The sequence below is a fragment of the Microbacterium sp. ZW T2_14 genome (assembly GCF_044987405.1).
Taxonomy (GTDB): Bacteria; Actinomycetota; Actinomycetes; order Actinomycetales; family Microbacteriaceae; genus Microbacterium.
In genome coordinates this window covers 1-10,014 of sequence record NZ_JBJDRK010000088.1, presented here as the reverse complement: position 1 = coordinate 10,014, position 10,014 = coordinate 1, and the positions used below count along the sequence as shown (strand labels likewise).

Annotated in this window: 7 protein-coding genes; 3 read left to right on the top strand and 4 right to left on the bottom strand. The window is 71.4% G+C overall.

What is annotated here, in order from left to right; genetic code table 11:
• Positions 1-171 precede the first annotated feature (171 nt).
• A complete protein-coding gene (locus tag ACI3KY_RS19280; RefSeq protein WP_404931746.1) occupies positions 172-2,250 on the top strand; it encodes an NAD(+) synthase in 2,079 nt (692 codons plus the stop codon).
• Between the two features lie 96 nt (positions 2,251-2,346).
• Here ACI3KY_RS19280 and ACI3KY_RS19275 read toward each other — a convergent pair whose 3' ends face one another.
• A complete protein-coding gene (locus ACI3KY_RS19275; RefSeq protein WP_404931745.1) occupies positions 2,347-2,928 on the bottom strand; it encodes a hypothetical protein in 582 nt (193 codons plus the stop codon).
• 730 nt (positions 2,929-3,658) lie between these two features.
• Here ACI3KY_RS19275 and ACI3KY_RS19270 point away from each other — a divergent pair.
• Positions 3,659-5,143, top strand: coding sequence for a lipase maturation factor family protein (locus tag ACI3KY_RS19270; protein ID WP_404931744.1), 1,485 nt, complete (start codon positions 3,659-3,661; stop codon positions 5,141-5,143).
• A 175-nt stretch (positions 5,144-5,318) separates the two neighbouring features.
• On the opposite strand, the gene ACI3KY_RS19265 is transcribed toward ACI3KY_RS19270, so the two are convergent.
• A complete protein-coding gene (locus ACI3KY_RS19265; protein ID WP_404931743.1) occupies positions 5,319-6,857 on the bottom strand; it encodes an MFS transporter in 1,539 nt (512 codons plus the stop codon).
• A 135-nt stretch (positions 6,858-6,992) separates the two neighbouring features.
• Between ACI3KY_RS19265 and ACI3KY_RS19260 the strand changes: the two genes are divergently transcribed.
• On the top strand, positions 6,993-7,550 hold the full coding sequence (locus ACI3KY_RS19260) for a nucleoside phosphorylase (RefSeq protein ID WP_404931742.1): 558 nt from the start codon (positions 6,993-6,995) through the stop codon (positions 7,548-7,550).
• Between the two features lie 117 nt (positions 7,551-7,667).
• Here ACI3KY_RS19260 and ACI3KY_RS19255 read toward each other — a convergent pair whose 3' ends face one another.
• Positions 7,668-8,516: an SGNH/GDSL hydrolase family protein gene (locus ACI3KY_RS19255; RefSeq protein ID WP_404931741.1), complete on the bottom strand. Its 849-nt coding sequence runs from the start codon at positions 8,514-8,516 to the stop codon at positions 7,668-7,670.
• A 182-nt stretch (positions 8,517-8,698) separates the two neighbouring features.
• Positions 8,699-10,014: SbcC/MukB-like Walker B domain-containing protein (locus ACI3KY_RS19250; protein ID WP_404931740.1), on the bottom strand; the 1,316-nt coding region annotated here is incomplete at its 5' end.

Below are 10,014 nucleotides of genomic sequence, written 5' to 3'. Positions count from 1 at the left end.
CCCCGTTCCTCCTCTCCGCACACCCCCCGTTCGTCCGTCGTATATGTACGCGGAACGGCCCGAAACGCGTACATATACGACGGACGAACGGGGCAGCGGACGCGAGAGGGCGAGCGGAGAGAGAGCAGCAGAAGGGGAAGGATGCCGGAGGCACCTGCCAGACTGGAGCGCATGAGCCTGCCCTTCGAGAGCGCGTACCGGCACGGGTTCGCCCGCGTCGCAGCGTGCACGATCCCGGTCTCGATCGCCGATCCCGCGGCCAACGCCGACGCCGTCCTCACGGCAGCCCGCGAATGCGACGCGGAGGCCGTCGCCGTCGCCCTCTTCCCCGAGCTGTGTCTCACCGGCTACGCCATCGACGACCTCGTCATGCAGGACCCGGTTCTCGACGCGGTGGTCGCCGCGATCGAGCGGCTGGTCGAGGCATCCGCAGATCTTCTCCCCGTGCTCGTCGTCGGTGCGCCGCTGCGCCACCGCAACCGCCTCTACAACTGCGCCGTCGTGATCCACCGCGGTGAGCTGCTCGGCGTCGCCCCGAAGTCCTACCTGCCCACGTACCGCGAGTTCTACGAGCGGCGCTGGTATGCCCCGGGCGACGACCAGGGCGACCAGGACATCCGCGTCGGCGCGCTCGAGGCCCCGTTCGGTCCCGACCTGCTGTTCGAGGCCCTCGACATCCCCGGCCTCGTCGTGCACGCCGAGGTGTGCGAGGACGTCTGGGTGCCGATCCCGCCGTCATCGGGCGCCGCACTCGCGGGGGCGACCGTGCTGCTCAACCTCAGCGGCAGCCCGATCACCATCGCACGCGCCGAGGACCGCAAGGACCTCGTGCAGTCGCAGTCTCTGCGCTGTCTCGCCGCCTACGCGTACGCCGCCGCGGGCGGCGGCGAGTCGACGAACGACGTCTCGTGGGACGGCCAGACGATGATCTACGAGGGAGGCAACCTGCTCGTCGAGACCGAGCGCTTCCCCGACGGCCCGCGCCGGTCGGTGGCCGACGTCGACCTCGACCGGCTGCGCCAGGATCGCCTGCGCCAGGGCACGTTCGACGACAATCGCCGGGCGACGCAGGCGGATGCCGCCTTCCGCACCGTGCACTTCCGTCTCGACCCGCCGGCGACCGACGTCGGGCTCCGCCGCAACCTCGACCGGTTCCCGTTCGTGCCGGACGACCCCGAGCGCCTGGCGCTGGACTGCTACGAGGCGTTCAACATCCAGGTGTCGGGCCTCGTGCAGCGCATGCGCGCGATCGGCGGGCCGAAGCCGGTCATCGGCGTGAGCGGCGGGCTCGACTCGACGCACGCACTGCTCGTGGTGGCTCGGGCCATGGACCTCATGGGGCGGCCCCGCAGCGACATCCTCGCGTACACGATGCCCGGCTTCGCGACGAGCGAGCACACCAAGTCCAACGCCATCGCCCTCGCCGAGTCGGTCGGAGCGTCGATCGAGACCATCGACATCCGCCCGCTGGCGATCGAGATGCTCGAACGCCTCGACCACCCCTTCGCCGACGGCGAGCCGGTGCACGACATCACGTTCGAGAACGTGCAGGCGGGCCTGCGCACCGACTACCTCTTCCGCCTGGCGAACCACCACGGCGGCATGGTCATCGGCACCTCCGACCTGTCGGAGCTCGCGCTCGGGTGGGCGACGTACGGCGTCGGCGACCATATGAGCCACTACGCCGTCAACACCGGCGTGCCGAAGACGCTGATCCAGCACCTCATCCGCTGGGTGATCTCGCACCGGGGCGACGAGGGCGGCTCGACCGAACTCAGCGACAGCGCCCGCGAGGTGCTGCAGTCGGTGCTCGACACCGAGATCTCGCCCGAGCTCGTCCCCGCTGGGCAGGACGGCAAGATGCAGTCCACCGAGGACCGCATCGGCCCCTACGCGCTGCACGACTTCACGCTGTACCACGTGCTGCGCTTCGGCTTCCGTCCGTCGAAGATCGCGTACCTGGCGGCGCACGCGTGGGGCGACGCGGAGGCCGGCGCCTGGCCCCCGGGGTTCCCCGATGAAGACCGCTACGCCTACGACCTCGCCACCGTCGCGAAGTGGCTGCAGGTGTTCCTGCGGCGCTACTTCGCTTTCGCCCAGTTCAAGCGCTCGGCGATCCCCAACGGTCCGAAGGTGTCGCCGGCCGGCTCGCTGTCGCCCCGCGGTGACTGGCGCGCGCCGTCCGACGGCAACGCCCGCGTGTGGCTGGCCGAGCTCAAGGCTGCCCTTCCCGAGCTCGTCGACGGCTGAGCGGCTTTCGTCTCGCTCCTTCCTCGCTCGCGCAACGACCGGCCTCGGTCTCGAGCACGCGGGCGGCAGCGAGCGAGACGAAGCCGCGCGACCGAGTCACCCGGCGTGCGGCTGCGCGTAGGCGAGCGTGATGACCCAGCTGTCGCGCGAGAGATCGGCCAGCTGGTAGAACACCTTCCGGTCGGGGATCCACCCCTTGGTCAGCGGGCTGTCGAGCCGCACGTGATCGGCGGCCACGCGTGCACCGCGCCCGTCGGCGTCGCGGACGGCCTGCACGCGTGTCCAGTGCGCGATGAGCTTGGACAGGTCGTTCTCGTCGAGCAGATGGGAGTGCCGCTTCATGAGGTGCATCTCCGCGTCGTCGGGGTGCGCGTCGCGCAGGTCCAGCCCGAGCGACACCTCGGGATCGGTGACGGCGACGACGGTGGCCGCGCGGAAGTTGACGTTGCGGATCTTCAGCGGCAGCTCCCTGCCGCCGACCTCGGCGATCAGCTGCGTGTGGAATCCGAAGGTGCGAGGCGCTTCGCGCTCGACGCGCACGTCCTTCGGCTCGACCCCGAGCTTGGCGGCGACGATCTCCTTCGCGAGCAGGCGCTTGCGGTCGTGGTCGGGCAGCTTCGGATCCCAGCCGAGCCGCGCCGTGATCCCCGTCGGAGTGTCGAGAAGCACCGATTGCATGATCCACCTCATTCTCCGCGGCACGTCCGCACCTCCATCCTGTCCCCGCGCCGCGCGGCGAGGAAGAACGCCACGCGCTACCCCGCGTTGCCCGTTGCGAAAAGTCGGGTCGGTCACCACGACACGCCGGGAACGGATGCCGCGCCCCGGCGTGTCCTGTCACCAGCCGGTCTTTTCACAACCCGTCCCCGTGGCCCGACCAGCGGCGCGCCCGTTGCGAAAAGTCGGGTCGGTCACCACGACACGCCGGGAACGGATGCCGCGTGCCGGCGTGTCCTGTCACCGGCCGGTCTTTTCACAACCCGTCCCCGTGGCCCGACCAGCGGCGCGCCCGTTGCGGAAAGTCGGGTCGATCACCACGACACGCCGGAAACGGATGCCGCGCCCCGGCGCGTCCTGCGACCGACCAGGCCTTCCGCCCCTCGGCGCCGAGCGGGGTGGCCACGGCGGACGGCTTCGACGGCTGGGAGGCTCTCGTCAACCCCCTGCCGAGGCGCCGGCGCGGTGGAAGGATGAGGCCCATGGCCAGGCGGGCGAGGGTGATCGGCGGCGGCCCCCACGGCCGCGGCGGCGAGCGCCTCGGGGTCGAGGACCTCTCCGGGTGAGGTGCGACCGTGGGCATCAGACGCCAACTCCTCAGGCTCTCCGCTCAGCTCAGGCGTGGGCGCCGTGGACCGCGGATGGCGCCCCGGTTCCGCGGAGTTGATGCCGAGCACGTGAGGCACGAATTGTGAACGGGTTCGCCGCCGTCGACTTCGAGTTCGCGCGGCAGGTGCTGCAACGTGGCATCGCAGCGCTCTTCGTCGTCGCGTTCGTGTCCACGCTCAACCAGTTCCGTCCGCTTCTCGGCGAACACGGACTGCTGCCCGCGACCGACCTCCTCGACTGGGCGCGCTCCTCGAAGCGGGGGCGCCGACTCCTCCGCCCGACGCTGTTCCGCCGGCTGAGGTACACCGACCGGCGTCTCGTCGCACTGTGCGCCGCCGGCGTCGTGGTCTCGGCGGCGCTGGTCGCCGGCATCCCGCAGCTCGGCCCGCCGTGGGTGCCGATGCTCTGCTTCCTGGCGCTGTGGTTCGGCTACATGTCGATCACGAGCATCGGCCAGACCTTCTACGGCTTCGGGTGGGAGATGCTGCTCCTCGAGGCCGGGTTCCTCGCAGCGTTCCTCGGGTCGGACCGTCAGCCCCCGCCGACCGTCGTGATCGTGCTGTTCTGGTGGCTCGTGTTCCGGCTCGAGTTCGGCGCCGGCATGATCAAGATCCGCGGCGGCCGCGAGTGGCGCGACCTCACCGCGCTGATGTACCACCACGAGACGCAGCCGATGCCCGGCCCGCTGAGTCGCCAGGCGCACCTCCTGCCGGCCTGGTTCCACCGCGGCGAGGTGCTCGGCAACCACTTCTCGCAGCTCGTCGTGCCGTGGTTCCTGTTCGCGCCGCTTCTCGGGTTGTTCGTTCCCGGCCCCGTCCCCGCGATCATCGGCGCCGTGGCTGCCGCGATCGTCATCGCGACGCAGACGTGGCTCGTCCTCACCGGCAACTTCGCCTGGCTCAACTGGATGACGATCGTGCTCGCGTTCTCGGCGATCGGACTGCCGGGCTTCGGCGCCGCACATGCGCCCGCGGCATCCGATCCGCCGTGGATCATCGACGGGATGCCCGTGTACTGGCTCGTCGTCACGTGCGCCGTCGGCGTACTGTATCTCGCGCTGAGCTGGTGGCCCCTGCAGAACCTCTTCGCGCGCCGACAGCTCATGAATGCCTCGTTCAACCGCTGGCAGCTCGCCAACGCCTACGGCGCCTTCGGCACGGTGACGAAGCAGCGCATCGAGATCGTCGTCGAGGGCACGACCGACGAGGATCCGGATGCCGCGACCTGGCGCGAATACGCCTTCAAGGGCAAGCCGGGCGATGTGCGCCGCATCCCCCGGCAGTTCGCGCCCTACCACCTGCGGCTGGACTGGCTGATGTGGTTCCTGCCGCTCGGGCGCTCGCTCGACGACTGGTTCACCGCGTTCCTGGTGCGGCTGCTGGAAGCGGATGCCGCGACCCTGCGCCTGCTCGCACACGACCCGTTCGCCGGCGAGCGACCCCGATGGGTGCGGGCGGTGTCGTACCGCTACCGGTTCACGACGCGCGAGGAGTTCCGCCGTACCCGCACCCGCTGGGTGCGCGACCGCCGGCAGCCCGTCCTCGGACCGGTGTCCCTCCGCCGCTGATCACGGCGCCCCGCGTGCGTTCGAGGGTCGCAGAACGCGAGCACATGCACCACGTCGCCGCGTGTCGCGACCCCCGAAGCGAACGCACTCCGGCTCAGGTGGCGCAACACGCGGGCACGGGCGGGACGTTGCCGCTTGTTGCGACCCCCGAGGCGCTCACGCCGGCACGCGAGGGTCAGGGGACGGGGGAATCGGTGGCGCTCGACGACTCGGCCTTCTTGCGGCGCGCCGTGAGGTCGACGATGGCCACGATGAACGCGAGCGCGAGGAACAGCGCGACCGACAGCATCCCGAATGCGTACGCATCGTGATAGACGACCAGCTCGTCGTGCGTGCCGGACTCGCGGTAGATCGAGGCGTAGAAGAGCGACAGCGCCACCGCGGTGCCGACCGCCGCGCCGATGCGCTGGCCGAGCTGGCCGACGGAGCCGGCGACGCCGCCCTGCTTGACCGGGATGTCGGCGAGGGTGAGCGTCTGGTTGGGGGCGATGACGAGGCCGCCGCCGGCGCCGCCGACGGTCATGATCGCGGCCATGATGTAGGGCGTCCACGCCGACGGCACGTACAACGCCGCGAGCATGAGCCCTCCGACACAGGCGAGCATGCCGATGAGTCCCCACACCACCACGACGCGGCCGTGGCTGCTCACCAGGTTGCCGCCGACCCACGACGTCACGGCGCTCGCGAGCGCGAAGCCGATCGAGACCATTCCCGCGTACACCGGTTCCAAGCCCAGACCGATCTGCAGGAACAGGGTCGTCATGAGGAACATCGCCGGCGCGGCGGTGAAGTACGCCGTCTGAAGAAGGGTCCCGTTGCGATACGACGCGATGCGGAACAGCTTGAGCGGGATGAGCGGACTGCGCCCGCGGGCGGCATAGTGACGTTCCCAGGCGATGAGCGCCGAGACGAACAGGACGAACGCTACGAGCAGCCACCAGCGGGCCGGGTTGTCGGTCGGTGCGCCCGTCGTGAACAGGAACGGCCACATCAGTGAGACGACGCTCGCGCCGAACAGCAGCAGCCCGACGGGGTCGAGCTGCACGCGGCGCCGCGATCTCGTGCGCGTGTCGGGCAGGAGCCACAGCGCGAGCGCGATGGCCGCCAGGCAGAGCGGCACGTTCATCCAGAAGATGAGCCGCCAGCCGTCGGTCGGACCACCCAGCGCGATGAGCAGACCGCCGAGCGTGGGGCCGAAGGCTGTCGCGACGCCGATGGTGGCGCCGAAGAGACCGAAGGCGCGAGCGCGCTCCCTTCCCTGGAAGAGCTCCTGCGCCATGCCCAGCACCTGCGGCATCTGGATGCCGGCGGCCACGCCCTGCAGCAGCCGCCCGACGAGCAGCACGTTCGCCGTGGGGGCGAGGGCGCACATGACGCTGGTGACCGTGTAGAGCGACAGCCCGACGATGAACAGCGTGCGGCGCGACCGCTGGTCGCCGAGACGCCCCATCGGCACGAGCACGAGTCCGAACGTGAGCACGAACCCCGACACGATCAGCTGCAGCTGCGTCGAGCTCGCATCGAGCACCTCGCCGATCGACGGGAGTGCCACGTTGACCTTCGTCATGTCGAGGATCGTGATCGCGGCCACCGAGACGCACACCCAGAAGGCGCGCCAGCGCGCGGCGGAGGACAGCGGGATGACGGCGGTCGTGGTGGGCACGGCGCGCGCCGTGCCCCGGGTCTTTCCGGACTTCGATTTCGACTCGGGCATCGTTGCCAGGGTATCCCCGCTGCCGCTTCGGCGGACGGAGCGGGGGCGGCATCCGTGTCCCGATCCGGCTCCCCGGGGGCGGATCCATCGTCCCGTGCGGGACTCGCTCCCGGCAAAGCGGGACATGATGGGGGTGTGAGACTCCTCGTCGCCGCCCTCGCCTCCGAACTCGTCGCGTTTCCCGACGACCTCCCGGGATTCGACCGCCTCGTCACCGGACCCGGCAAGCTCCAGGCCACCTACGCGCTGACGCGGGCGCTCGACGCCACCACGTACGACGAGGTCGTGGTGGTCGGGACCGCCGGCGCGATCGACGCCCGGCTCGACGCCGACGTCTACGAGATCAGCGCCGCCCTGCAGCACGACGTCACCGACATCGACGGCATCGTCGGTCAGCATGTGTCGCTGCCGCCGCTCGTCGAGCTCGAGGCGGAGGGCGTCACCATCGCGACCGGCGACCACTTCGTCGATGATGCCGAGGCGGTCGCGGTGATCCGTCCGTTGGGCGCCGGTCTGGTCGACATGGAGACGTACGCGTACATCTGGGTGGCGCAGCGGTTCGGCGTGCCGATCCGCGTGCTCAAAGCCGTCTCGGATCGGGCGCAGGACGGCGCCATCACCGACTGGCATGCCGCCGTGACGGCGTGCAGCCACCAGCTCCGCGACCGCATCCGCGTGGATTACGGCGTCTGATCCCGCTCCCCCTGGACGGAACCAGACGCCGCGCCCCGTCGCCGCGGGTCGCTGTGGTCGTCGCGCGCCCCTCGGGCGGAGCCGCCGGGCGCCCGCAACCGTCGCGGCCTCAGCGGATCAGGACACCCACTGCGTCTTCTGCCACGTCAGGGCGGCGAGCGTCGCCTGACCGGCCAGGGACGGGTGGAAGTAGTCGCGCGTCGACACGTCCGACTTCGCGAACGCGTAGTCGGCCACCGCGAAGCCGTCGAACCGGCACTTGGCGGTGGCGGCGCACACTTCCGACAACGCCTGGTTGAACTCGTTCACCCGCTGCTGCACCGCCGCGCGCCGCTCGACGTCGGCCGCCCTGGTGCTGCTCGGGTTCGCGAGCATCGACTGACAGGTCTGCAGGATGCCCCACGCGAATCGCGCCGAGATGCTCGACTTGTTGAGGTCGTACAGCCGCTGCAGGCTCGGGATGCTCGCCACGAAGATCTCCGGCGATGCCCCGCTCGCCGCCAGAGTGGTCAGCGCGGTCTGCACGTTCGCCCGGAAGGTCGCCGTGGCCGTCATCGCGGCGACCGTCCTCGTGCAGGCGTCGTTGGCGCCGATCTCGATCGTGACGTACTGCGCCGCCTGGGTGACGGCCGCCTGCGCCTGCCCCGGCAGGGCAGTCGAGGCCGCACCGGAGACGGCGTTGTTGGAGACGACGAGCGCCGTCGCGCCGGCAGCCCGGAGTCGAAGGAAGTGGGAGTTGACCGACGTGGCCGACCCGGTGGACCAGCTGTTCGCCGGACACGAGGTCAGGCTCGAGCAGGTCATGGCGGCCTGCGTGATGGAGTCGCCGAGCGCCGCCATCCGCACGATCTGCGATGGGGCCGGTGCCGCGTAGGCGGAGGACGCGGCTCCGAGGGTGCCGGTGAGAAGGAGAGCGGATGCCGCGATCGCGGCGAGGGCGCGGCGCGCCCGGGTGGTGGAACGCATGTCGACTCCGAACATCGTGGTGACGGGTGGGCGCGGCGAACGGCCGCGGCCGGTCGGGGCCGGCGGTCGGGCAGGATCGCGGAATCCCCCAGGAGCGCGACCTGCCGCGAACGATACACCCGTGCATCGGCCGGGGACAGTGGGAGTACTCCCTCTGGCGCTGCGGTGTCGGCGCCCGTGGGTCAGACGCGGGCGACGTCGTCCTGCGTGATGACGCTCGGCCCGTGGGGCGTCGCTTCGACGGCGAGCTGCGCCGGCAGCTGCTCCTTCATCGCCGCGACATGGCTGATCACCCCGACCATGCGGCCGCCCTGGCGCAGCTCGTCCAGGGTGCGCATGGCGAGGTCGAGGGTCTCCTCGTCGAGCGAGCCGAAACCTTCGTCCACGAAGAGCGTGTCGAGCCGGATGCCGCCGGCACGGGCGGTGACGACCTCGGCGAGGCCGAGAGCCAGCGCGAGGGATGCGAGGAAGGTCTCGCCGCCGGAGAGGGACTGGGCGGGACGAGCCTGGCCCGTGAAGGCATCCATGATCTCGAGGCCGAGCCCCGACGCGGCGCCCCGCGCCGCGCGCGCATCGGTGTGCTGCAGGCGATAGCGCCCCGACGACATGTCGCCGAGCCGCAGGTTGGCCGCGGCGACGATCTCTTCGAGCTCAGCCGCCAGCACGAAGGTTTCGAGGTCCATCTTCATCGTGTTGGGCGCTCGCCCCGCCACGGTGTCCGCGAGCCGGGTGATCGCGGCCGCGTCGGCGGCGCGGGCGGCCACACCGGCATAGGCGTCGTCGATCTGCAACGCCAGGTCGCGCAGGCGCTCGACCACCGTGTGCGCGTCCCGCTCTGCGCGCAGCGCCGCGGTGCGTCGGGTGTCGGCAGCGTCGAGCGCGGCGCGCGACGCCGCGGTGTCGACGGGCTCCGCCGGGGCGCCCGCGAGCTCCAGCTCGAGCTCGAGCACCCGCGCGCGGGTCGCGGCCAGCTGCGCATCGTGCGCCGAGAGGCGCTCGGCCAGCGCCTCCGCCTCCGCAGGGTCCCTGAGCGCCGCGACGGCGTCCGCCGCATCGGCGAAGACGGATGCGGCGATTCGCGCGTCGGCATCGGCCTGTGCCTGGGCCGCCCGTGTCACCGCTCGCTCGGCGTCGGCGCGGGCGGCGGCGGCCGTGCGGGCCGCATCCCGCACGGCGGTCACATGCGCGACCCGTTCTGCGACGCTCGGGTGCTCGCCACGCGCGTCGTCCACCGTCTGGCGGGCCGCGTCGACCGTCACCGCCAGCGCGGCGATTCGGGTGCGTGCGTCGGCGAGGAGGTCGACCAGGCCGGAACGGGAGGTCTCGGCTTCGGCGTCGAGGGCGGCCAGCTCGGCATGGCGCGCGGCGAGCGCGTCGCGCCGTCCCACCGCGCCCTCGGCGTCGGCGAGCTCCTCGGCGGCCGCGGTGAGCTGCGCCTGCAGGGCCGCGACGTCCTGTCCCCCGGCACGCCGAGGCTGCGGCCCGTGCCGGGGGACAG

Coding starts and splice junctions, on each gene's coding strand:
- ACI3KY_RS19280 (WP_404931746.1), top strand. CDS start 172: ATGAGCCTGCCCTTCGAGAGCGCGTACCGGCACGGGTTCGCCCGCGTC.
- ACI3KY_RS19275 (WP_404931745.1), bottom strand. CDS start 2,928: ATGCAATCGGTGCTTCTCGACACTCCGACGGGGATCACGGCGCGGCTC.
- ACI3KY_RS19265 (WP_404931743.1), bottom strand. CDS start 6,857: ATGCCCGAGTCGAAATCGAAGTCCGGAAAGACCCGGGGCACGGCGCGC.
- ACI3KY_RS19255 (WP_404931741.1), bottom strand. CDS start 8,516: ATGCGTTCCACCACCCGGGCGCGCCGCGCCCTCGCCGCGATCGCGGCA.